The organism is Sphaerisporangium sp. B11E5, assembly GCF_039871875.1.
Taxonomy (GTDB): Bacteria; Actinomycetota; Actinomycetes; order Streptosporangiales; family Streptosporangiaceae; genus Sphaerisporangium.
The window spans coordinates 509,699-533,116 of sequence record NZ_JBDPMD010000001.1 but is presented as its reverse complement, the minus strand read 5'-3'; the positions used below and the strand labels follow the sequence as shown (position 1 = coordinate 533,116).

The window sequence follows — 23,418 nt, the reverse complement described above, 5'->3', positions numbered from 1 at the left end:
TCTCCCTTCAGCGGTACTCGGCGAGCCGGGGCCGGACACCGATGAGGACGAGCGCCACGGCGGCGAGTGCCCCCGCGGGAGGCAGCCAGTCCCAGCCGGCCAGCGCGCCGTCCCCGTCGTCCACCGCGCGCCTCAGCTCCCGGTCGTGCAGGGCGACGAGGTCCTGCAGGGCCTTGTCGAACTCGGTGAACGCGGGCCCCATGACGAGGCTCACGGCCTGCTGCCTGTTGCCGGCCGCGGCGGCCCGCCGGACGTCGCCGTCGTTGCGCTGGAACGCCTGGTAGCGCTCGAGCACCTGGGTGAAGGCGGCCCGCTGTCCCGGCATGACCAGGCCGCCTGCGGCCTCGACGTCGAGGAAGCCGAGGCCGTCCTGCCGCCCGGCCGCCTTCAGGCGGGCCACCTCGTTGTGGTACTTGTCGAGGTTGCCGGCGGGGACGTAGAGCACCGCCTGGGACTTGTCCAGATAGACCTGCTCGTAGGTGTCGGCCCGCTCGGGGTCCAGCAGGTACCTGTTCTGGTCGCCGTACAGGGTGTTGCCGATGGCGCGGGCCCGCGACAGGGCGAGCACGGAGTTGAAGCCGTTGTCCTTGGCCGAGGTGAGGGCGGTGCCCTCACGCTGCAGCACGGCCACGCCCGCCACGGTGAGCGCGCCCACGACGACGGTGGCGGCCAGCAGCGGCACGTTGACGGTGCGCCGGAAACCGCGGCTCAGGTAGACCTGCAGCACGATGAGCACGGCGAGGGTGAGCAGGCCGGTGACCGCGACCGAGATCCACCCGGTGCGCACCGCCGACAGCTCGGCCAGGTAGGAGCGCCGCACGATGGTGGCGCTGTCCAGCGTGAGGTTGTACGCCTTGGGCAGCAGGTCCAGCCGCATCAGGTCGGTGGCCTGCCGGTAGGTCTCCAGGGCGGCGCGCCGCCGCTGGGCGTCCCCGGTGCCGGCCTGCTCGTCGAGCAACAGGGCGCGCCCGGCGAGCCGTTCGTAGCGGCCGAGCCCGTCGAGCACGTCGTGCACGGTCGCCTGCTGCACGCGGTCGCCCCCGGCGAGGTCGGCGGCCTGCAGCACGGCGCCGTCGGCGGTGGAGCGGCTGCGCTCGTACCGCTCCAGCAGGGCCTGGCGGCCGGGTCCCGCGGCGTCACGGGTGAGCAGGATGGTCGCCACCTGCGCGTCCATGTCGCTCAGCGCGAAGTACAGGTCGGCGGTGGTGACGACCTGCGGGCCCGCGGTGCGGCCGAGGACGTTCAGGCCGTCCTTGGCGTGGCCGACGGCGACCGCGGTCGCGCCGGACAGCAGCACGACGGCGGCGACGCCGAGGCCGGCCATCAGGCGGATGCGCCCGGGGACGGTGCGGCTGCGGCGGACGCGGCGCACCGGCGGCGCGCCGACGGCCGCGGGATCGACAAGGGTCATGTCAGGCCCTCCGCACGGTGATGACGGTCCAGGCGCCGACGTGCACCCGGTCTCCGTCCGACAGCGGCAGCGGCACGTTCACCTCGACGGCCTTGCCGTTCAGCAGGGTGCCGTTGGCCGACCCGGGGTCGACGAGCTGCCAGGTGCCGTCCGGCTGGGCGAGGAACACCGCGTGCAGGTGGGAGACCCCGGGGTCCTCCGGCGGGCCGGTCAGGTCGATCTCCGGCTGCAGGGACCGCGACCTGCTGCGCCGCCCGACGCGCATCTCCGGCCCCGACAGCGCCACGCGGCGCTCGGGGCAGTACGGCGGGAACGCCACCGTCGCCGCGTCCGGGCCGCCCTGGCCGATCATGGCGTCGTAGTGGGCCCGGTCGGCCCCGATCACCACCACCCAGCCGCTCTGCGGCGGAGGTGGGGGCGGCGGCGGGGGCACGGGGGCCGAGCCCGGCCTGACGACCTCGGCGGGCCGCCACGAGGACGACGACGGGGGCGACGACGGGGGCGCCGTGCGCTGGGAGTTCACCCCGGCCGAGGGCGACGGGGCGGGGGCCCGGGTGGCGCGGGAGGAGGCTCCCGGCCCGCCGAGCACGAAGTCGTAGCCGCAGCTCTCGCAGAAGCGGCCGCCCCGCGGGGCCCCGCAGTCGGGGCACCCGCCGGCCTGCTGGGACGCGGGCGGCGCGGCGGGCGCGGCGGCGCCGGTGATCTGCATGCCGCAGGTGTCGCAGTACTCCTCGTCGGAGGAGTCGTGCCCCGCGGGACAGGTGGCCATGGTCAGCTCTCCGGGTCCTTGCGCATGCGGACGGTGCGGACCGAGCGCGTGTCGAGCGCGATCTCGTCCGCCTTGTCAACGACCCGCTTCAGCCGGGCGGTTCCCGTGGCGGGGTCGACGTCGACGACCTTGTCGAGCAGCCGGGCGGTCTCCTCGTTGCCGGCCCGCTCGGCGATGCCGCGGGCCTTGCCGAGCCGCGCGGTCGCCGTCTCGACGTCGCCGTCGTTGCGTGCCTGCAGGCCCTCCTGGATCAGGGAGGCGAGCTCCTGCTGGCCGGTGTAGTGGGCGACCCTGGGGTTGATCCGGGTGGAGAGCGCGGGGTCGTCGCTCCACAGGGCGAGGATGTTGCCGCTGGCCAGCACCTGGCCGGTCTGCGGGACGACCAGCTTGACCAGGCCGGCGCGCATCTCCTGCCCGACCTGGCCGGGGGGCACCAGCACGCTGATGTGGTACTCGCGGGTCTCGCCGCCCCAGGAGCCGGTCGGGTAGTCGCCGGTCAGCGCGTCCACGTCGGTGCGGCGGCCGGTCAGGTCCTCCAGGGTGGGGGACACCTGCTTGACGAAGTTCAGCGTGGCGGACCGCGGCGTCCACACCCGCAGCGCGACGTCGGCGACGGTCTTGCCCATCGCGGCCTCGGTCATGGCGCGGAAGTCGTCGGCCAGCTCCTCGGGGCGGCGCACGTCCATCACGCTGCCGAGCAGGGTGGAGCCGATCCTGCGCACCTCGGCGACCACCCAGTCGGTGCCGACGCCGCGGCAGTCGCAGACGAACTTGCCCGCGCTGTAGGCGAGGTTGGCGTCGAACTCCGGCGCGGACTCGTGCTCGTTCTTGCCGTCGGTGAGCAGGATGGCGTGCTTGATGGCGTCCGGGTGGGTCATCTGGTGCGCGCTGAACAGGTCGGCCGCGCGGCGCAGCCACCGGCCCATCGCGGTGCCGCCGTCGGCGCGCAACTGGCCGACGGCCTGCTTGGACTCGTACCTGGTCTGCGGGGTCGCCGGGGCGAGGCCCCCGTGGCCGGGGTAGATGACCTCGGCCTGGTGGTTGCCCGCGATCACCGCGAAGTGCACCCCGTCGCGCAGCGTGTCGATGGCGGCCTGCGCGGCCTTGCGCGCGTCGTTGATCTTGCCGTACGACATGGAGCCCGAGGTGTCGACGATGATCACCTCGGCGGCGTCGGCCACGGGGCCGTGGCCCACCGGCCCGCTCGCCTCGACGGTGACGATGCCGTGGACCTCCTGGCTCCCCGCGGGCAGGTACTTGTTCTGGTCCACACGGACGGTGAAGTCAGTCACTTCTCTCCTTCGGGAATGCCACCGTGGCGTCGCCCCTGTCCCCCTGTCCGAACGGGATGAGCACGACGGTGATGTTGTCGTGGCCGCCCGCCTCGTTCGCCATCCGGACCAGCCGGCGCGCCGCGGCGAGAGGGGTGTCGTCCATGGCCGCGGCGGACAGCGCCTCCGGCTCGGGGTAGTAGTTCCACAGGCCGTCGCTGCACAGCAGCACCAGCCCGGGGCCGTCGGTGGTGAAGCTCCGCACGTGCGGCACGACCTCGCCCGCGTCGGCGCCGAGCCACGCGGTGAGCATGTGGGTGCCCGGCGTGGCGTCGTCCACGGTCAGCAGCGCCGAGTGCGCGCCGAGCCAGTACGCCCGGCTGTCCCCGACCCACCCGACCGTGACCCGCCGCCCGGCGGCCACCGCGGACACGTACGTGCAGGCGGGGGCGTCCTCGCCGGGGCGGGCCGCCGCGGCGACGGCGCGGGCGGCCATCGCGACGGCCTCCCTCGTCGCGGTCTCGGGGTCGTCGCCCTCGGCCAGCCGCTTGGCGATGGTCAGCGCGGCGGCGTCGGCGGCGGCCTGCGACGCCTCCTCCGGGCGCGACGAGGTGGACACGCCGTCGCAGACGACGCCGACGACGGCCCCCGGCCCGGCGGCGAGCAGCGCCATGGCGTCCTCGTTCTTGCTGTGCCGCAGGCCCCGGTCGGTCACCGCGGCCGACGTCTCCATCTCGATCTCGGCGTGGTCGCGGCCGGTCGGCTGGAGCATGCCGCAGTTCTCGCAGTAGCCGTCCCGGCCCACCGCGGCCGAGCCGCACGCGGTACAGGACACGGCGGGGTTCCCCGCCGCGGAGAGGTCCTGGCCGCACTGCTCGCAGAACGCCTCGCCCGCGAGCACGAGCGTGCCGCAGGCCGGGCAGGACGCGCTCACCAGAACGTCCTCGGCCGCACGGCGTTGGCGCGGCCGATGAGGGCGTGCCGGTCGGCGGTGCTCCCGGCGGCGCGGGCCAGCGCCCGGTAGACCCGTTCCAGCTCGGTGCGCACGCCGCGCTCGCTGAGCGGGGTGCCGAGCAGCGTGCCGGAGGCCGGGCCGCCCGGGCCGCGCTGGCCGGTCACGAACCGGGCCAGCGCGCTCTCCAGGACCTCCGAGGCGAGGCCGTCGCGGTCGCGGGAGTCGAGCTTCAGTGAACGCAGCCGCTCCCCCGCCGCGACCAGCTCGGGCTCGGCGGGGGCCTGGCCGCGCACGGTGACCGCCACGATGGCGACCTGCGCGGCGGTGCGGTGGATCGACGTGGGCGGCACCTCCTCCAGGGCCGCGGCGGCACCCGCCCGGTCGCCCTCCGCCAGCCGGAGCCGGGCCAGGCCGAAGCACGCGCTGACGTAGGAGCGGTCGGTGCGCCACACGGCCGCGAAATGGCGTGCCGCCTCGGCGCCCGCCCCGGCGGCCTCCAGCGCGAACGCCAGGGCCAGCCGCGCGGCCGCCTCGCCGGGGAACCAGCCGTAGATGCCGTCGAAGAACCGCACGGCCGTGCCGGGGTCGCCGGCGGCCAGCTCGGCGACGCCGCGGTACCACCACAGGCGCCAGTCGCCGGGCAGATCCTTGGCGGCGCTCGCGTAGAGGTCCTCGGGGACCGGCCGGCCGAGCTCGCTCAGCACCCGGATGCGCGCCAGCCTGGTCTCCGGGGTGGGCGGCGCGGACTCCAGGACCGCGATCAGCTCGTCGGGGTTGCCCGAGGTGAGGCCGGCCAGCAGGCCGGCGCCGGGGTCCAGCGGGTCGACGAGCGGCACCGGGACCGAGGCGGCGGCGTCCAGGCGGTCCAGCGGCCCGAAGACGGTCTTGCTGGTGGCGGGGGCCAGCTCGGTGCCCACCGCCCCGCGTTCGGGGCCGAACACGCCCGACTGGGCCGGGTGCGGCACGCCGTCCTCAGCCGCCCTGGTCTCGCGCAGCACGCCGACGAGCTGGTCGGTCATCTCAGCGGCGCTCTGGAAACGGCGGGCGGGGTCGGGGTCGGTGGCACGCTGCAGCAGGCGCTGGAACGACTCGTGCTGCGGGCCGAAGTCCGGCAGCGGGGCGGGGCCGCCGCCGCTCACCGGGCTGAACGGCATGGCGAGCACGGCCAGCGTGCGGCCCACGGTGTACAGGTCGGACGCGACGGACGGGCCCTGGGTGGCGATCTCCGGGGCCTGGTAGCCGATGGTGCCGTAGATCGCGCTGTCGGCGTCGTCGGTGCGCCGCACCGCGCCGAGGTCGATGAGCTTGAGCTGCTCCTCGACCTGGATGACGTTGGCGGGCTTGAGGTCGCAGTACAGCATGCCGCGGTCGTGCAGGTAGCCGAAGGCGCGCAGGATCTCCAGGCCGTAGGCGATGACCTGGGACAGCGGGAGCGCCTGGCGGTTGTCGCTCTCGCGCAGGCGGCGGCGCAGCAGGTCCTGCAGGGACTGGCCGCCGACGTACTCCATGACGATGTAGCCGACCAGCGAGCCGGTGCCGGGGTCGGGGTGGCTCACGAAGTTGAAGATCTTGACGATGTTGGGGTGGTCCATCGCCGTGAGGAAGCGCCGCTCGGCCTCGGCGGCGGCCATGGCCTCCAGGTCGCCGGTGTCGAGGAGGCCCTTCATCACGACCCAGCGGCCGTCGAGGTTGCGGTCGGCGGCCAGGTAGATCCAGCCGAGGCCGCCGTGGGCGAGGCAGCCCTTGACCTCGTACTGGTGGGCCACCAGGTCACCCGGCACGAGCTTCGGGGTGAACGAGAACCGCTGGCCGCAGTGCGGGCAGTAGCCCTCGGGCCGTCCCGGGCGGCCGTCCCTGCGGCGCCCGACCGGCTTGCCGCAGTCGGGGTTGCCGCAGAACCGCCGGTCCTCGGGCACCACCGGGTCCTGCAGCACCACCGCCGAGGGGTCCCGGTACGGCACCGGCGGCACCTCGACGAGCCCCATGCCGAGCATCCCGCGCCGCGACCGCGAACTGGTCCGCCGCGACGAGCTGATCTGGCTCGGCGTGCTCCCCGTCGGCGCCGTCCCCCCGATCGACGGCCTCGTCATCTGCGGCACCGCCCCCGACGGCCCCGCGGGCCCGGACCCGGCGGGCCCCGCAGGCCCATGCCCGGCCCGCCCCGGCCCCCCGGCCACCCCCTGCCCGTTCCCCCCGGGCACGCTTCCCGGCCCGCCCGAGGCACCCGGACCACCGGGCCCTCCCCCGGGCACACCCGGAACGCTTCCCGGCCCACCGGGCACGCCAGGAACGCTCCCCGGCCCACCGGGGACTCCCCCGGGCACACCGGGAACGCTCCCCGGCCCACCGGGGACTCCCCCGGGCACACCGGGGACTCCGCCCGGCACACCGGGAACGCCGCCCGGCCCACCCGGCACTCCGCCCGGCACACCCGGAACGCTCCCCGGACCACCGGGCACTCCGCCCTGCCCGCCAGGGCCGCTCCCCGGCGCGCCGCCGGCGGAGGGCCAGGCGGTGCCGGAGCGGCCCTGGCCGGCGGGGCCGCCCGGCTGTGCCGGGGTGCCCGACGGCCACGCGGTGCCGTGCCGTCCCGAGGAGCCCATCTGCGGCTGGCCGGATCCCGGCGCGCCGGGCGGCACCGTGCCGGGCTGGCCCGGTCGCACGACCCCGGGCGGCCCGATCGGCCCGCCGCCGTACTGCCCCGGCTGCCCGCCGGGCCCGTACCCGCCGGCCCCGGGGCCGTATCCCCCCTGGCCGTACCCGCCGCCCTGACCCGGCTGGCCGCCCGGGGTGCCGGGGGCCGGCGCGGCGTGCCGTCCCGAGGACGCCGGCACGGGAGCCATGCCGCAGGTGTCGCAGTACCCGTCCACCACCGCCCCGGCGCACCCGGGCTGCTCGCACTTCGTCATCGGGCCCCTCCGATCAACCCGGGAGCCCCGGCCCCGCCGGGCCGCGCACACTCCGCCATCGAGCCTTCCCGACCCGGCCGGGAACCCCGTATGCCCCTGACCGCTCGCACGTCCTCATCGCCTCTGCGGACCCGCCGGGAAGCCCCGCCCCCCGCCTGCCCGCACGCACTCGTCCACCGGGCCTCCCCGACCCGGCCGGAGACCCCGGACCCACCGGGCCACCCGCACTTCGCCATCCGTCCCCCGGGCTGGTCATCTGTGATCATCCGGCCGCTCCGATCCGGTTGACGGCGCGCTGGTACTCGGCGACCGCCACGGTGGCCCCGCGCAGGTCGCAGGGGGCCGTCCACAACAGGTCGCGGGCCCTGCCGTACAGGCCGGCCAGGGCCAGGTCCTCGGCGTGGCCCAGGCGGGCGGCTTTGGCCTGGTACGCGGTGAGGCGGCCGCGGAGCTCGTCGCGGCGGGCGATCAGGCCCGCGATGGAGTCGCCGATCGTGCCGGCCCTGGTGAGGGCGTCCTCGACGGCGCGTTCCAGGTCGGCCAGGCGGTCGGCCAGCTCCAGCCAGCGGCCCCGCACGGTGGCGAGCGCGGCGAGGCGGTCGCGCAGGGCGCGGGCCTGGTCGGGCAGGGCGGGCAGGGCGGGGGCGGCGATCTTCACCAGCACGGTGTCGCGCATGCGCCGCGCCTCCCGCTCGGCCTCGGCGACCCGGTCGACGCGCTCGCCGAGCCGGCGGGCCCGCGCCTCGTAGTCGTCGCGGATCCCGGCGGCACGCTCCAAGGCGGCGCGGCGCGCGGCGACCGCCGCGGCGGCCGCGTCCAGCTCGGCCCGGCGGCCGGTCGCGCCGAGCGGGTCGGCGGACACGGCGGCACGCAGGCCGTCCAGCGCCTTGCCCAGCCGGACCAGCTCGGGGTCGGCGGCGCCGAGCCCTTCCGCGACGTCCGCGGCGGCCCGGCGCGCGGCGTCGGCCTCGTCCAGCACGGGCAGCAGCGCGCCCCACGCCTCGTCCACGGCCGCGACGGTCGCGGCGACCTCGCGGTAGGCCTGGTCCATGCGGGCCAGCGCCGCGTCCAGGGTGACCCACTCACCGGCGGCGCGCAGCAGCGACCGTTTCTCCACCGGCACGTCACCGGGTTTGAGCTCCACCGACGGCCCGGTGAGCAGCGCGGTCAGCGCCGCGAGGTCGGGACGCCCGGCGGCGCGCAGTTCGAGTGCCTGGTCGAGCACGCGGCGGTAGGCGTCGAACAGCCACCACAGGGTGACCGACGCGCCGAGAGCGGCCTCCCAGCGCCGCCCCGTCTCCCCGGTGGGGGTCATGCCGCTGAGCAGCCGGTGGGTGGAGTGGGCGTCCAGGTCGAGCAGGTCGCCGCCGACCCGGTCGCGTTCCTCGGTGCGGCGGCGCAGCGCGTGGTCGATCCCCTCCAGGCTCATGGGAGGCCCGGCGGCCCCGCGCGTGTTCACCGCTCCCCGTCACCCCCGGCCTGGCACGGACTAAACCTCTCCCATACCCATTCTTTCCACAATTCGCGGAAGCGCGTGCGGGACAACCGTGCTGGAGAGGCGGGTATTCGATCACATACCGGTCACGCCCACGTCACGGCAGGCGCGCCCACGGGGCTCAGTGGACGACGAGCCAGGCCCAGATGCTTCTGACCAGGTCGAACCCGACCCCGCCCGGTGCGTCGAGCACGCGTCCGGCGGCGGACGCGATCACGTGCTCGATGGCGGTCTCGTCCCGGTACTGCACCGCGTAGTCCAGGCGCATCGCGTACTCGGCGTCCTCACGGCGCCCGCGGTCCACCACGCGGCTGATGTCGTCGTCGGTCATGGTCGGGGTCCTTGCGTGGGCGGGGGCGGGGGAACGCGGGCGGGGCGCGCTCAGAGCGGATGGAGCGGGTACTGGCCGAGGTCGAACGCGGTGACGCCGCGCATGCCGTCCCAGATCATGAAGTTGCCGTACCCCCGCATGTCCGCGACCGGCACGCCCCCGAGCGCGGCGACGTCGTCCAGCAGCCGCTGGAACCGGAAGATCGCCGTCGGGCCGAGCTTGTTGACCACGGTGACCAGCAGCGGCGCGAGGTTGTACCGGAACAGTGACGAGCACGGCAGCACGCGGTGGTTGTCGCGCAGGCGGTTGAAGACCTCGGCGTGCTCGGGGTGCGCCGCGGAGTAGGCGTCGCACACCCGCTGGGAGAAGTGGCCGCGGTAGCGGACGGCGTGCCCGTCGAAGGTGAGCCGGTCGTCGCTCACCGTGAAGCCGCCGGTGTTGTACGTGGTGGCGGTGAGCAGGTCGTCCCACGGCTCCAGCAGTGCCTGCTCGAAGTAGGCGGCCTTGGCCTCCAGGCGGCCGGCGAGCTGGGCGCTCGGCACGAACGTGCCGTGGCGGCCGCGCATGTCGAAGATCCATGGCGGCGGGGTGAGGGTGTCGGCCTTGGTGAGCACGACGGTGAGCTTGCTCATGACGTGGCGCCGCTCCTCGTCGTCCGCCCCGGCGAGCAGCACGCGCAGACGCTCGGCGTCGTAGGCGGCGGAGCGGCTGTCGGCGTGCACGGCCCAGATGACGACGTCGGCCTCGGCCAGCTTTTCCACGTACATCGCGGCGTACGCGGGATCGGTGACCGGCGATTCCCCAATTCCGGGCATATCCCAAAAGGTAAGGTGATGACCAGAATTACCGGGAACGGTTACCGACTGTGGCTTTTCCGGTACGGGCTTGACATCGCCGACCGTCAGGCGCGCCCCGAAAAGCGCGTTGAGCAGGGACGACTTTCCCACACCCGCGCGGCCCATCACGGCCACGCTCAACGGCCTGCCCGCCTCGGCGTCGCGATCGGCGCGCACGTTCTCGCGCACCTGTTCAAGCTGGCGGTCGTCGAGGGCATCAACCGAAATTCGGTCGATCCTTGCCACGGGCTCACCTCGCGTCATAGCGTTAATGACGTTTACGGCTGTTTTCTGCCACCGGCCCCATCGTGACCACTGATCCTTGCGATGACCTTGCGGGGAAGGCCGTCGATCGAGAATCTGACATCACTCTTCGCGGCGGTGAAAGTGGCGCGTTTCGACATCCGATTGCTCGGCGACGTCTCGATCCTGGTGGACGGAGTCCCACGCAAGCTCCTCCCGCAGACGGCCAAGGCCCTGGCCATGCTGGTCTCGGCGCGCAATCCGGTGCCGCAGAACGCCCTGGCCGCCGCGCTCGGCCAGAGCCCCGACTGGCCGGTGCCCGACGTCGCACCGCCGCTGTCGCGCCTGCGCACCGCCCTGTCGGGCAGCGAGCTTGACATCCCGCCGGCCAAGTGGTCGCACGCGTACGAGCTGGTGGAGCGGGTGCCGGGGTACCTGGCGGCCACGGTGGACACCGCACGCTTCGAGGCCAAGGTGCGGCTCGGGCGCGAACTGTACGACGCGGGCGAGCTGGACGGCGCGCTGACCGCCCTGCGGGAGGCCGCCGGGGAGTGGCGCGGCGCGCCGTTCGCGTCGCTGTCGGCCGGATGGACCCTGCCGTGGGTCTGCGAGAGCCACCGGGCCCGGCTGGAGGAGCAGCGCGGCGAGCTGGTGCGCCTGGTGGCGCGGATCGCGCTGCGGCTCGGCAGGCACGAGGAGGCGGCGTTCGTCACCCGCGGCCCGGTCGGCGAGGGGCAGGACGACACCGCGGCGCTGTGGCTGCTGCGGTTCCTGACCGGGCTGCGCGAGGACGGCGGGGCGGCCGCCCGGCGCGTCGCGGCGCAGCGCGACTCCCGCTCCCCCAACGACGACGCGACGCGGCGCGCCATGGACCTGCTGGCGCTGCACGAGCACGGCTTCGACGCCACCGCGCCGCTCGGCACGGCCCGGTGGCAGGAGCAGGACGGGCCCGAGGCGCTGGTCGGGCGGCACAGGGAGCTCGGCAGGCTCTCCACGCTGATCCGGCGGCTCGCCGGCGGCCGGGGTGCGGCGCTGGCGCTGACCGGGGAGGGCGGCGTCGGCAAGAGCCGCCTGCTGCGCGAGGCCGAGCGGCTGGCCGCGCGCGAGCGGGTGCTGATGGTGACGGTGATGTGCCAGGACCTCGACGGCCTGCAGCCCTGGCGCGAGCTCGCCGGAGCGGTGTGGGGGCACCTGCGGCGCGACCTCGCGGCACCGCCGGAACCGATCACGCCGCGGGAGCGCGAGTCGCTCGGCAAACTGATGTCGGCCGGCGTGATGGCCTCCCCCGCCCGGCCCGGCCACGAACGCGACCCACGCGAGCTGACGTTCCTGCTGGTCAGCCTGTTACGCCGGGCCGCGGGCAACGGCCTGCTCGTGGCCCTGGACAACGCCCACCTGCTCGGCTCCTACGCCGTGGAGCTGCTCCGGCACGTACGCAAGGGCCTGGAGACCGCCCCCGTGGGCTTCCTGCTCGCCACCCGGCAGGACTCCTCCCGCTGGAGCGAGGTCATGGACACCCTCGCCGTCACCCCGCTCACCGTGGACGAGGTGGCGGAGTGGCTCGGCCAGGCGTGGGGGCGGAAACCGACCATGGACGAGTCCAAGGAGGCGGTCCGCGTCACCGACGGGCTGCCTCTGGAGTTGTGCCGCCTCACCGAGCCGGGCGAGGCGCCCCACGCCACACTGCCGTCCCGCGGCAGGCCCGCCCCCGGCCGCCCGGGTGAGGGGCACGGCGACCGGGTGCCCGGGCCCCGCCGCCCCTACGACGACGCGCCCGGCACCGCCCGCACCGACGGCGGGCCCGCCGCGGCGTTCGTGTGGCTGGCCGCGGCGGCGATCACCGCGGTGGGGCGGGACGTGGACCCGGCGCTGGTGGCGCGCATGCTGGACCTGACGCCCGAGGAGGCCGACCGCAGGCAGGCGCTCGCCGCGTCCGGCAACACCGTCAAAGGGCACGACCGGGTGCGCTTCGCGCACGACCGCTCCCGCGAGGACGTGCTGGAGGAGCTCAAGCGCGACCCCGCCCTCGCCCGGGACCTGCACCGGCGGGCGTTCGAGGCCCTGACAGGGCGCATGGCCGCCGGCGGATGGGTGGACCCGTCGCTGCCGGTCCGCATCGCCCAGCACGCCCGCGCCGCCGGCGCGGGGGTGCCGGAGGAACGCGTGGCCGCCGCCTGCCTGGACGCCGCCCGCGCCGAGCAGCGCGGCTTCGGCGTCGGCGACGCGGTCGCGTGGGCCGAGGAGGGCCTGCGGCTGCACGCCGACCCGGCGACCCGCGTCGGGCTGCTCATCACGCTCGGCGACGCCCTCGGCGACGGCGGGGACATGGAACAGGCGGGGCGGCGCTACCTGGAGGCGTACCAGACGGCCGGCCCGGGCCTGCCGCGGCCCGCCGCGACCGCCGCGATCCGCCTGGCCCGCCGCTGGTCGCCCCCCGGCCAGGTGGACCAGCAGCTCGTGCACCTGCTGAGCACCGGCCTCACGCGCCTGGAAGGCGACACCGGCGAGGAGGCGGCGGAACTGCGCCTCCAGCTCAAGGCGCACCTGGCCAAGAAGCTCACCATGGCCGTCAGCCCCGACGGCCCCGCCCTGGACGCCGTGGCGCTGGCCCGCACCACCCTCGGCGAACTGTCCTCCGACGGGGACGACCTGGTGCGCTGCGAGGTCCTCACCGAGTGCCGCTGGGCCCTGTACGACCACGCGGGACCCGCCGAACTGCTCGGCATCGCCACCCGCCTCCAGGAGGCCGGCATCCGCGCGGGCTCGGCGCACTTCCAGGGCGAGGCACTGGTCGCGATGGCCATCGACCAGCTCCGCCTCGGCCGCCTCGGCGACGCCCTCGGCACCGTGGAACGGCACCGTTCCCTGGTCACCCGCGACCCGCGGTCCCTCGGCCCGTGGCTGCGCAGCACCCTGGACACGCTGATGGACCTGTGGAACGGCGACTTCGCCCGCGCCGAGCACCGCATCACCAGCGAGTCGTGGCCCATGGTGCAGGAGCTGTCGGCCAACCAGGCCATGCCCGCCGAGACGCTCAACCAGACCCTCATGGGCCAGTACTTCTGGCTGCTGTACGAACGGGGCCGCATGGAGGAGCTGTTCGACCTCGGCCTCGCCCGCCAGATCGAGCAACACGGCTACTTCCCCATCTGGCGCGCCGCCCACGTCCTGGCCCTGTGCGAGACCGGCCGCCACGACGAGGCCGCCGACCACCTCGCCGCCATCATGCACGAGACCTCCAACCTGGCGTCCCTCCCCCCGCACGGCTGGGCCGTCCCCACCCTCGCCGCCCTGGCCGCCGCCTGCCACTCCATCGCCTCCGCCGGCGTCCAAGGCACCCTCCCCGGCGTCCCCGGCGCCGCCGGCGGCGGCGTCGACGCCTACATCCCCCTGTTACGCGACCGCCTGGCCGCCCACCCCCACGAACTGGTCCTCGCCGGCTGGCCCACCGTCCTCCTCGGCCCCACCGCCCGCTTCCGCGGCCTCCTGGCCATGACCGCGGGCGCCCCCGAAGAAGCCCTCCACCACTTCACCGAAGCCACCAAGATGGTCTCCGCCGCCCCACCCCACATGGCCAGAATCCAACTCGACAGAGCCAAGGCCCTCCTCACCCTCTCCCCCGACGACCCCACCGGCGAAGCCACCCGCCTCCTCCACCGCTCCCTGAAACTCGCCGACCGCCTCGGCATGCCCGCGATCGCCGCCGAGGCCCGCCTGCTGCTGAGGACGGGTTCGTGACCCCCGACGAGACCCTCGGCGCCATCGACGACGTCCTCGCCGGCTGGCACGGCGGGCCCGACGCCATGGTGTGGACCGCAGAGCACCCCACCCCCGAGGTGGTGTGCGCGTTGCGCGGGGAACGGAACGCCGCGTACGAGGCACGTCACGCGGCGGCGCCGGTGTCCGGCGAGACAGCACGCACGGCGGCCGGGGCCCTGGCGCGCGGCATCGCCGAGTGGGCGCGGTCCCCCGCCGTGCGGCGGATGGTGGACCTCGTCCGGACGCTGGACCGCCAGGCGTCCGCGGCCCAGGAGGCCGGGACCGGGCCGTGCCACTGCCCGTGCGGGACGCGGCACGGCGAGCGGGTCTGCACGGGGACGGCCACCGGCACCCGGTTGTCCGCGTCGCTGGGGGACGGGCTGGCCGACTTGCCGATGTGCGGGCCGTGCCTGTCGTCGGGTTGAGCGGGACGGCGGCGGGGGATCGTGCTACGGGGGGCGGGCGTTCTGATCCCGGGATGACGTCATGGGGAGTGGGCGGGGGCCGCTGGTCGGGCCGGTCGTGGCGCTGACCGTGGTCAGCGGGATGGTGGACGCGGTCAGTTTCCTGCGGCTCGGGCAGGTGTTCACGGCCAACATGACGGGGAACGTCGTCGTGCTCGGGTTCGCGGCGGGCGGCACGCCGGGGTTCTCGGCGACGGGGTCGCTGGTGTCGTTGCTGGCGTTCCTCACGGGGGCTGTCGCGGGGGGACGGGCGGGGCGGGTGTTCGGGGAGAGGCACCTGCTGGTCGCGCTGGGCGCCGAGACGGCCGCCGTGGGGGTGGCGGCGGGGGTCGCGGCCTGGGCGGAGGCCGGGGCGGGGATGGAGGGCGGGGCACGGTACGCGGTTGTGGCGGTGCTCGCGGCGGCGATGGGCCTGCAGGGCGCGACGGTGCGGCTGCTGGCGTTGCCGGACGTGACGGGGTCGGTGCTCACCCGCATCCTCACAGGGCTGGCGTCCGAGTCGTCCCTCGGCGGCGGAGTGAACCCGCTGGCGGCGCGGCGGGCGGCGGCCGTCCTGTGCATGTTCCTCGGCGCCCTGACCGGCGCCCTGCTGGTCCGGCACGCCGGGGTCCCGTTGACCCTGACCGCAGTGGCCGTCTTCCTGGTCGCCGTCGCTCTCGCCCACACGGCCGGCCACGGCCACCACCGGCGTCAGGAACCGGGCGGTGGCCGGGCCGGTGACGGGGGGCACAAGGGGTAGGACACAGCAACTCGGCCACCCCGGATCCAGGGGTAGCAGGCTGGACCGCTAGATCGTTCGCTGTGAGCACGCGGTGCCGACGCCCTGGCAACACGAAATCGTGCGCCACAGAGAAGGGGTTACTGGTGACCAGCCACCATCACCGAAAGGCTTGGACGGGCCGCCGACCCCGGCGGGCGCACATCGGTCAGGTCAACGCTGACTGCCAAGCGGGCGTCCTGGCCTCCGGCACTGTGACCCTGGACTCCAGCGGAGCCCATGGCCGACGGCCGGGCCCGCGGAGCGTTCGTGATGGCCATGTACCGGGCGTATCTCGATCATGACCCGGCGCCGGCAGCAAGGCCGCTACAGGACATCGTCATGTCCGATCAACGCTTCCGCTGGGGACGAGCTCAGCCGGGCGCTTCGCGGGGAGCGGGAAGCCGCACCGGACCGGGTCGGGACAGGAGAGTACGCTCATCCCGCCAGGACACTGGCCAGAGGGTCGCCGAGTGGGCTAGGTCACCAGTAGCCCTGCGTAGGGTCGCTCTCGCCCTGCGGCATGCCGGCGCCGCCGGACGGCAGTGGATCGGTACTCACCCACGCCGGAGTCGTATGGACGTTGGCGGCAGCGATCACCTGACCGCTGCCGCCGCCGTTCACACCGTGCTTTCCACGCTTCGCCGCGGCGCCGCCCCCATGTCTGATCATGAGGACTGAATCGCCCAGCGCAGCGGGATCGACTTCGTGGCTGAATGTCCTCTGTTCATATTTCTAGCCAGAGCGCTGAGAACCCGGTCGTCACCACCACAGGGTGCGCCATCGCTGCTGACGGGAGTCGTTGCAGTCCCAGAGTTGTACTTTCGTGCCATTTGCGCCGATCGTGTTGAGGTCGGCGTCCAAACACTTGGTCAGATCGCGGGCGTTCCGGATCTCGCGTCCAAACGGTCCGCTCTTACCTATGATCCAGAACTGCTGGGCCTGGCCGTTGCAGTCCCAAAGTTGCACTCTAGTTCCGTTGACACCGATCCCGTGCACATCGGCGTCCAAGCACTTGCGCTCGCCGTCGACCTTGATTCCAAGAGTTCCAGCCGACACGGATCCGTTGATGTGGATGTTTTGATACCCGTGACGAGAGTCCGCGTTGTTACACTCCCATAACTTCACGGACGCGCCGTTCGTCCTGTAGGCCGATCTCAATACTTCGGCACAGCGATCGCTCATTTCGTTGGACAGGACGAAATAGCCGCTATACGGCTTCTTCTTCCACCATCCGGCGGCCCGGACCACGGACCAGTAGAGCATTCCCATCTTGTGGCAGACCGCGGCGTTGAGCTGGTAGGGACCGAATCTGCCGCCCGAGCAGACCGTGTTCATGTCCCGCCAGAAATTGTCGTCGATCCGCTTACGATTCGCCTCGGTCAGCCGCCCCTGCAACCGGTAGTTCCGGTATCCGAAGTCGTGACGACGGCACGGGTAGTCGAACTTGAACCCCAAGAACCCGTCTGGAGATTTCGAGCAGTCATCCGCGCCCCAGAGCAGGAAGTCGTCAAGCCCGCTTCCCTGACTGGAGTCCCATATATCCGCGAACCCCCCGAGGCTGTACCCGAAGAGGTACGCATCCGTTCTCGCGTAGAGATCGCGCGGCACCGCCCCTCCCTTTTCTGCGCTCACCGCGGAACCAATGGCCGCAGCGGAAGGGACCGGTTGAGCGCTTGATATCAGGATCGCGAGGATAAACGCGACCACGGACGCCGACCGACGTCGACCAATCATCTCTCCTCCTGACGCGACGGCTTACCGGCCGTCGCACCCTGAGGAATTTATAGGACAAGAGATTTACGTCACAACATTCCGATACATGGCTATGGCCAGTCAGTGAGACGAGTCCACTTACTTGAGCCAGGCTGTAAAATCAATGAAGGTGAAAATAAATCATTTTCACTTTTTCGTATGCTACGTCGCCGATCGCTGTCCCCGTCTGGCGGGGACAGCGACATGTCACACCGGGAGGGTGGTGCCCGGTTCCAGGGTGGCGGGGAGTTCGGCGCGGCTGGCGATGTTGAGTTTGCGGTAGGTGCGGGTGAGGTGTTGTTCCACGGTGCTGACGGTGATGTAGAGCTTGTCGGCGATCTCGCGGTTGGTGTAGCCGGCGGCGGCGAGGACGGCGACGCGGCGCTGGGCGTCGGAGAGGATCGAGGTGTCGTCGGAGGCGTCGGCGGCGGCCGCGGGGGCGGGGAGGGCGTTCGGTTCGGTGTCGCGGGACAGGGCGCGGGTCAGGGGGTCGGCGTGGCATTCCTGGGCCACGGCGCGGGCGCGGCCGGCGATCATGGCGGCGCGGCGGTACTCGCCGAGGGCGTGGAAGGTCTCGTGCAGGTCGTACAGCACGCGGGCCAGCTCATAGCGGTCGCCGCCGGACTGCAGCAGGTCGCCGGCCTGGCGCAGCAGCATGGGGCGGTGGCGCAGGTCGCTGGTGGCGGCCAGCAGGCGCATCGCCATGCCGTGCACGCGGGGTGAGCTGGAGGCGCAGCGGCGGATCTGGTCCTCGGCGAGGCGGCGGGCCTGGTCGGGGCGGCGCAGGCGCAGGCACGCCTCGGCCGCCTCCACCCGCCAGGGCACCAGGCCCGGCACGTCGAGGTTCCAGGTGCCCATCAGCTCTCCGCAGCGCTGGAAGTCGCGCAGCGCGAGCTGGGCGTACCCGGTGGCCATGCTGTAGCGGCCGCGGGCGTGCAGGTAGTGCAGTCCCCAGCGGGTCTGGAACATGGCGTCGGGCACGGGCTGGTCGAGCAGGTCGCTGACCGTGTCGTACCGGCCCATCGCGGTGGAGGCCATGACCAGCGCGGCCATCGGCGCGCCGACCGCGACGCCCCATCCGCTGACGGGGATGGTGTCCAGGCCGAGCCGGGCGTGGAACTCGGCGCCGAGCATGTCGCCCATGCGGAACGCGATCTCGGCGCGGATCGCCGACAGCCGGGCCCGGCGGCTCGGCGCGTGCCGGGAGGACGCCTCGTCGATGAACAGGTCGCACCACGGCGCGGCCTTGTCGGACCTGCCGCCGTAGGTGAGGGCGAGCAGGGCGTTCTCCACGGTGTCCATCGACACCTCGTCGAGACGCGAGCCGCGCAGGATGCGTTCCACCGCCCCGGCGAACTCCTGGCGCGGCCCGCGGGTCAGTACGGCGGCCAGCGCGATGGCGGACTCCAGCCGCCGGTCGGCCGCCACGGACAGGATCGCCCCGCGCGACTGCTCGCCGGTGGTCTGCCGCAGGTGCGACAGGAACGGCGTGTAGGTGCACCGCAGCCACGGCCGGGCGATGACCAGCTCGGTGACGGTCTCGGGGTCGGGTTCCTCCCCGGTCTCGTTGAGCCGGCCGAGCACGTCGCGGGCGTCGTCGAACCTGCCGTGCCACAGGAAGGCCTTGGCCAGCACGACGGCGTCGCTGCCGCGCAGGTGGCCGCGGCGCAGCGCGTCGGTGAGCTCGGGGAAGTGCCCGGTGGGGGTGCTCGGGTTGATCCGCCACTCGGCGCGCATCAGCGCCGTGGTGATCTTCACGCGCTGCCGCTCGTCGGTGCACACCCGCCAGGCCAGCCGCAGGTACTCCACGGCGGGCTCCACGCGGCCGTCGCGCAGCGCGTGCCGGGCGGCGTCCTCCAGCACCTCGACGGCCCACGGCTCGCTCACCGTGTCGGCGTGCAGCAGGTGGTCGGCGACCTGCGTGGTGGAGGCGCCGCCGCCGTACGCGAGCTCGGCGGCGCGGCGGTGCAGCCGCCCCCGCTCGCCCGCGCCGAGCTCGGCCAGCACGGCGGTGCGCGCCGCCTCGTGCCGGAACCGGCCACCGGTCAGCAGCCCCGCGAGTTCCAGGGAGTGCAGCTCGCGGCCGACGTACTCGGGGCCGACCTCCAGGAGCTGGTCGAGCTGGGCGGGCTCGCCGAGCACGGCGAGGCCCCAGGCCACGCGCATCATGCGCGGGTCGGCGCGGCGCAGGCAGGCCAGCACCGCCTGCCCGTACCCGTCGCCGGGCACCAGCGTGGCGGGGGTCTCTCCTCCGGCGGCGCGGACGGCGCGGCGGTGGTCCTCGATGAGGCCCTCGGTGAGCAGCGGGTTGCCGCCGCCGTAGGCGTACCAGTCGCCGGCGAACAGCGTGGCGGCCTCCGCGCCGAGGCGGGCGGTGACCATCTCCATCACCCCGGCCGGGGACAGCGGGCCGAGCCGCACCTCGCGGCAGTGCGGGTAGCGCGTCAGCTCGGTGGCGAACGACGACTCGGCGTACCGGCCGTGGTCGGAGTGGCTGAACATCGCGATGATGGAGGCGAATCGCACACGGCGCGACAGGTAGGCCAGGCACAACAGCGACGGCCGGTCGGCGTGGTGCACGTCGTCCACAATGATCATCAATGGGTGGCGCTCGGACAGCTCCAGCAGCACCGTGCACAGCGCGTGCACGATCTGGGCGTCCACCTGGTTCAGCGTCTCGGCCTCGGGGCCGGACGAGGTGACGGTGCGCGCCCCCTCCTCCAGCAGGGACATCGCCCGGTCGCGCTCCTCCAGCACGAGCGGGGCGTCCTGCACGAGCTGGCCGAACACGCCGAGCGGCAGATCGCGCTCGGCGAGGGACGCCGTCGCGGTGATCGGCAGGGCGCCGAGTTCGACGGCGCGCTCCGCCAGGGAGTGCAGCAGCTCGCTCTTGCCGGTCGCGACGGTGCCGCTGACCAAGGCCACCCGGCCCTTGCCCCCCACGGCGCCGGCGAGCATGCCCTCCAGCGTCGCCAGCGCCTCATGTCGATCGATCAGGCTCATGAAGAGCCTCCCTTTTCACGGACGGAAAACTCGTGTCGCCGCCTACGAGAAGCGCGGCCGTCAGCCGGACGGAACTCGCGATTCCGATGGTTACTTCACCTTTCGCGAAGACCAGGGCTGTTCTCACCATTGCTCGCGGTGCCTTCCAATAACGTGGAATTGTCAGGTGATATGCAGTTTTACGGGCGATTGACACGTTATGTCGAAACACTTTTCGCGCCTTATCGTCCTGCTATCACCGGCCCCGCGGCGATGGCGGACCGGCTCCCCCGGGGCGCCGGCACGTCCAGGCCGTTGATCGTCATCCGTCCTCGTGTCACCGCCGATCGCACCGCTGACAACGCCGCCGCCGGCAGGTCGTCCTGGGCCCCCACCCCCCAGAACGCGCGGCCCCGCACCCGGCACTCGGCGTAGACCACGACGCCGTCCCCGCCGGCCGCGGCGGACCCGGGCGGCGGGCGGTGCACGGCGCGCACCTCCACCCCCCACCGGGCGAGCGCGTCCCTGGCGTCCTGCACGGCCTCGGCCGGCGGGCAGGGCCGCCCGCCGTCCAGGTGCAGCTCGGCCGTCACCGGCTCCCCGCACAGCACCAGCGGCAGCGGCAGCGCGGGGTACTCGACGTAGGCGCGCTCGAACAGACGCAGGATCACCTCCGGCGAGATCTCGCCGCCCTCGGCGTCGGCGTGGGCCTGCACCACGCGGGCGAAGTCCGCCCGCAGCGGCCGCGGGAGGTCGAACCCATGGCATGTGCCCATCACGTACGCCACCCCGCCCTTGCCCGACTGGCTGTTGATCCGCACCACCGCCTCGTAGGCCCTGCCGACGTCGTGGGGGTCGAGCGGCAGGTACGGCACCTCCCACGGCAGGTCGGCGGGCCGCGCGCCCCGCTGCGCGGCCGTGCCGTCCAGCGCGTCGAAGCCCTTCTTGATGGCGTCCTGGTGGGAGCCGGAGAACGCCGTGTAGACCAGCTCACCCGCGTACGGGTGGCGCGGGTGCACCGGCAGGCCGTTGCACTCCTCCGCGACGCGGCGCACGCGGTCCAGGTCGGAGAAGTCGACGCCGGGGTCCAGGCCCTGGGTCAGCAGGTTCAGCCCGAGGGTGACCAGGCACACGTTGCCGGCCCGCTCGCCGTTGCCGAACAGGCAGCCCTCCACCCGCTGCGCGCCGGCCAGCATGGCGAGCTCGGCCGAGGCCACCCCGGTGCCCCGGTCGTTGTGCGGGTGCACCGACAGGCACACGTCGCGGCGCCGGGACAGGTTGCGGTCCAGCCACTCGATCTGGTCGGCGAACACGTTGGGCAGCGAGCGCTCGACGGTGGTGGGGAAGTTCAGCACGATCTCGCGGCCCGGCTCCGGCCGCCACACGTCCATGACCGCCTCGCAGACCTCCAGCGTGAACTCCAGCTCGGTCTCGTTGAACAGCTCCGGGGAGTAGGTGAAGCCGAGGTCGCACCCGCCGAGCAGCTTGTCGGCGTACTTCATCAGCAGGCGGGTGCCGTGCACCGCCATGTCCTTGCACTCGTCGCGGCTCATGCCGAACACCACCCGCCGGAACAGCGGGGAGGTCGCGTTGTACAGGTGGACGGTGGCCCGCCGCGCGCCCTCCAGGCTCAGCACCGTGCGCCTGATCATCTCGTCCCTGGCGGGGGTGAGCACCGAGATGCGCACGTCGCCGGGGATCAGGTCCCGTTCGATCAGCGTGCGCACGAACGCCAGGTCGTCCTGGCTGGCGACGGGGAACCCCACCTCGACCTCGCGGTACCCCATGCCGGTGAGCAGCTCGAACATCGCCAGCTTGCGCTCGGGGGTCATGGGCGCGGCGAGGGACTGGTTGCCGTCGCGCAGGTCGGTGGACAGCCAGCGGGGGGCCGTCGTGATGCTCCGGTCCGGCCAGCGCCGCCCAGGAAGGCCGACGGGTGCCGGCGGCCGGTATCTGGCGGCCGGCGCCCCGGCCGTCCACGCGGTGCCGGGCCGCCGCCCGGCGCCGGCGTCGCTCACGGTTGTCACTGGGATCCCTCCTAGACCCGGCCGGCCCGCGCGCGGCCCACCGCCCGGCGGGAGGGGACCGGAGAAGCGGCCGGCCGTAGGCACGCCATGGTCACGCGATCCGGAAATGCGTCGAGTACGAGTACGGGGAGAGCATCACCTGGATCTGGTAGGTGTCGGTCTCGTCCTTCATCCGGAAGGTGACGATCACCTCGGGATACGCCGCGGTCAAACCGAGGCCGACGAAGTAGTAGTCGCTGTCGAAGACGATGCGGTACAGCCCGCGCTCGAACTTCTCCTCGCACCAGTCGCTGATGCGGCCGTCGTTGTCGGTCTCCGCGCCGGCGACGTCGAGCCACCGGCCGTCGCCGTCGCGCTCCAGCCGCGCCCGCACCCCGGCGGCCGAGCGGCCGTACACGCCGTCCAGCGCTTGTGCACTAATGCTCATCAAGGACACCTGTTCCTGCCGCGCCCGCCGTGACGGACAGCTCCACGACCATCGCGCCCGGCGTGCCCTGGGGAGGCCGCGCGCGGGCGCGCACGCGAGCTGTCGGACGGCGGAGGCCCTCCTCCGGGCGTCCTCGACCCGGCGCGCTTGCCGACCGGGACGGGGAGAGGTCGTACGGCGACCGGTCCCGGCCTTTGCAGAGAGTGACGCAAGGCGCTATCGAAGCACTTTCGTCCGGCTATTCCCCGCCGTCCCCGCGCTATCGCGGGATGCCGTCCACGCAGCTCAGGCCGCTTTCGCCCGCCGAAGGGCCGTGACGCCGGCGAACGGCCTCTAATGCCCTGGGAAATGCGTGAAAATCCGGCTCCGCCGGTGCGAGGTGCGCCAATGGCAGGAGAGAAGCGATCCGATAAGGAGTGAATGGCGAACCGCAATAGCTTGACGGCATTCCAGCGAATCGGCTGAGAAATCCACGGTCCGCGACTCGAGAAGAGGTCAGAGCATGAGCGCTCTCCCCGGAAGCCGTGTCCTCCCCCTCGCCGACTCCATCGTCCGCGCCGCCCGGGGGGCGGGGCCCGCGCCGGCCGCCGGGCGGGCGGTCAGCGGCGGCAACACCCCTTGGGGGTGACGCCCTCCGCGCGCACGCAGCGCAGCCTCCGCGTCACCACGAGGCCGGGACGCACCGTCTCCGGCCTCATGTCGTTCTCTGAATAGTCAGAATCAACTATCACCAGTAGGACACCCAGCCATATACGTCCTGGAATCCCGAGTGGTCTCGGTAAGGGGCCGGCAAACAGCGCGCGAACCCTCGAAAGTCATCGCAGGATGCTGTAGCCCGGAAACACGTATAGTAGTACGATCCCGACATAAGTGGACATCGCCCCACGTGTGTGACTCATGCGCAAAAATATTCTCGTGCACGGTGGCCCGCCCCATCGACAGCGATGTCCTCAAGGAGGCGGATCTCCTGGAACCACGCACCTGTTACCCGCTCGCACGGAGGGTGAGCGAACTTCCGGATGGACCC

17 protein-coding genes are annotated in these 23,418 nt (G+C 73.3%); 5 read left to right on the top strand and 12 right to left on the bottom strand.

The features are described 5' to 3' along the window. Nucleotides 1-7: 7 nt before the first annotated feature. The 8 genes from ABGB17_RS02055 to ABGB17_RS02020 all read right to left on the bottom strand — a co-directional run bounded on the left by ABGB17_RS02055 (nt 8) and on the right by ABGB17_RS02020 (nt 10,088). Nucleotides 8-1,411: a hypothetical protein gene (locus tag ABGB17_RS02055; RefSeq protein ID WP_347625949.1), complete on the bottom strand. Its 1,404-nt coding sequence runs from the start codon at nt 1,409-1,411 to the stop codon at nt 8-10. Nucleotide 1,412: 1 nt separating this feature from the next. Next, entirely contained in the window at nt 1,413-2,180 is a 768-nt protein-coding gene (locus ABGB17_RS02050; RefSeq protein WP_347625948.1) for an FHA domain-containing protein, read from the bottom strand. A gap of 2 nt (nt 2,181-2,182) precedes the next feature. After that, nucleotides 2,183-3,472, bottom strand: a complete 1,290-nt coding sequence (locus ABGB17_RS02045) for a VWA domain-containing protein (RefSeq protein WP_347625947.1) — start codon at nt 3,470-3,472, stop codon at nt 2,183-2,185. Next, complete coding sequence (locus ABGB17_RS02040; protein ID WP_347625946.1) at nt 3,465-4,385, bottom strand: protein phosphatase 2C domain-containing protein; 921 nt, start codon at nt 4,383-4,385, stop codon at nt 3,465-3,467. The genes ABGB17_RS02045 and ABGB17_RS02040 overlap by 8 nt, the downstream gene beginning before the upstream one ends. Beyond that, entirely contained in the window at nt 4,382-6,496 is a 2,115-nt protein-coding gene (locus ABGB17_RS02035; RefSeq protein ID WP_347625945.1) for a tetratricopeptide repeat protein, read from the bottom strand. Before ABGB17_RS02035 ends, ABGB17_RS02040 begins: the two co-directional genes overlap by 4 nt. A gap of 1,081 nt (nt 6,497-7,577) precedes the next feature. After that, the gene (locus ABGB17_RS02030; protein ID WP_347625944.1) at nt 7,578-8,774 is read right to left on the bottom strand and encodes a hypothetical protein; all 1,197 of its coding nucleotides are present in this window, start codon (nt 8,772-8,774) and stop codon (nt 7,578-7,580) included. Nucleotides 8,775-8,931: 157 nt separating this feature from the next. Continuing rightward, entirely contained in the window at nt 8,932-9,141 is a 210-nt protein-coding gene (locus ABGB17_RS02025; RefSeq protein ID WP_347625943.1) for a hypothetical protein, read from the bottom strand. A gap of 50 nt (nt 9,142-9,191) precedes the next feature. Next, nucleotides 9,192-10,088, bottom strand: coding sequence for a GTPase (locus ABGB17_RS02020; protein ID WP_347625966.1), 897 nt, complete (start codon nt 10,086-10,088; stop codon nt 9,192-9,194). Here ABGB17_RS02020 and ABGB17_RS02015 point away from each other — a divergent pair. From ABGB17_RS02015 to ABGB17_RS02000, 4 genes are all read left to right on the top strand, one after another. Further along, entirely contained in the window at nt 9,975-10,289 is a 315-nt protein-coding gene (locus ABGB17_RS02015) for a hypothetical protein (RefSeq protein ID WP_347625969.1), read from the top strand. The genes ABGB17_RS02020 and ABGB17_RS02015 overlap by 114 nt on opposite strands. 69 nt (nt 10,290-10,358) lie before the next feature. Further along, nucleotides 10,359-13,958 carry an AAA family ATPase gene (locus ABGB17_RS02010; RefSeq protein WP_347625942.1) on the top strand — a complete coding sequence of 1,200 codons (3,600 nt, stop codon included), beginning with the start codon at nt 10,359-10,361 and terminating at the stop codon, nt 13,956-13,958. Next, nucleotides 13,955-14,404 carry a hypothetical protein gene (locus ABGB17_RS02005; protein WP_347625941.1) on the top strand — a complete coding sequence of 150 codons (450 nt, stop codon included), beginning with the start codon at nt 13,955-13,957 and terminating at the stop codon, nt 14,402-14,404. Before ABGB17_RS02010 ends, ABGB17_RS02005 begins: the two co-directional genes overlap by 4 nt. A 61-nt stretch (nt 14,405-14,465) precedes the next feature. Then, nucleotides 14,466-15,182: a YoaK family protein gene (locus ABGB17_RS02000; protein WP_347625940.1), complete on the top strand. Its 717-nt coding sequence runs from the start codon at nt 14,466-14,468 to the stop codon at nt 15,180-15,182. Between the two features lie 780 nt (nt 15,183-15,962). Here ABGB17_RS02000 and ABGB17_RS01995 read toward each other — a convergent pair. The 4 genes from ABGB17_RS01995 to ABGB17_RS01980 all read right to left on the bottom strand — a co-directional run bounded on the left by ABGB17_RS01995 (nt 15,963) and on the right by ABGB17_RS01980 (nt 22,391). Further along, complete coding sequence (locus tag ABGB17_RS01995) at nt 15,963-16,937, bottom strand: phospholipase A2 (RefSeq protein ID WP_347625939.1); 975 nt, start codon at nt 16,935-16,937, stop codon at nt 15,963-15,965. A gap of 225 nt (nt 16,938-17,162) precedes the next feature. Continuing rightward, complete coding sequence (locus tag ABGB17_RS01990) at nt 17,163-19,958, bottom strand: AAA family ATPase (protein WP_347625938.1); 2,796 nt, start codon at nt 19,956-19,958, stop codon at nt 17,163-17,165. 221 nt (nt 19,959-20,179) lie between these two features. Next, complete coding sequence (locus ABGB17_RS01985; protein ID WP_347625937.1) at nt 20,180-21,964, bottom strand: 2-isopropylmalate synthase; 1,785 nt, start codon at nt 21,962-21,964, stop codon at nt 20,180-20,182. A 91-nt stretch (nt 21,965-22,055) separates the two neighbouring features. Continuing rightward, the gene (locus ABGB17_RS01980) at nt 22,056-22,391 is read right to left on the bottom strand and encodes a hydroxyisourate hydrolase (protein WP_347625936.1); all 336 of its coding nucleotides are present in this window, start codon (nt 22,389-22,391) and stop codon (nt 22,056-22,058) included. 502 nt (nt 22,392-22,893) lie between these two features. On the opposite strand from ABGB17_RS01980, the gene ABGB17_RS01975 reads away from it, so the two are divergent. Beyond that, nucleotides 22,894-23,019, top strand: a complete 126-nt coding sequence (locus ABGB17_RS01975) for a hypothetical protein (RefSeq protein ID WP_347625935.1) — start codon at nt 22,894-22,896, stop codon at nt 23,017-23,019. Nucleotides 23,020-23,418 lie beyond the last annotated feature (399 nt).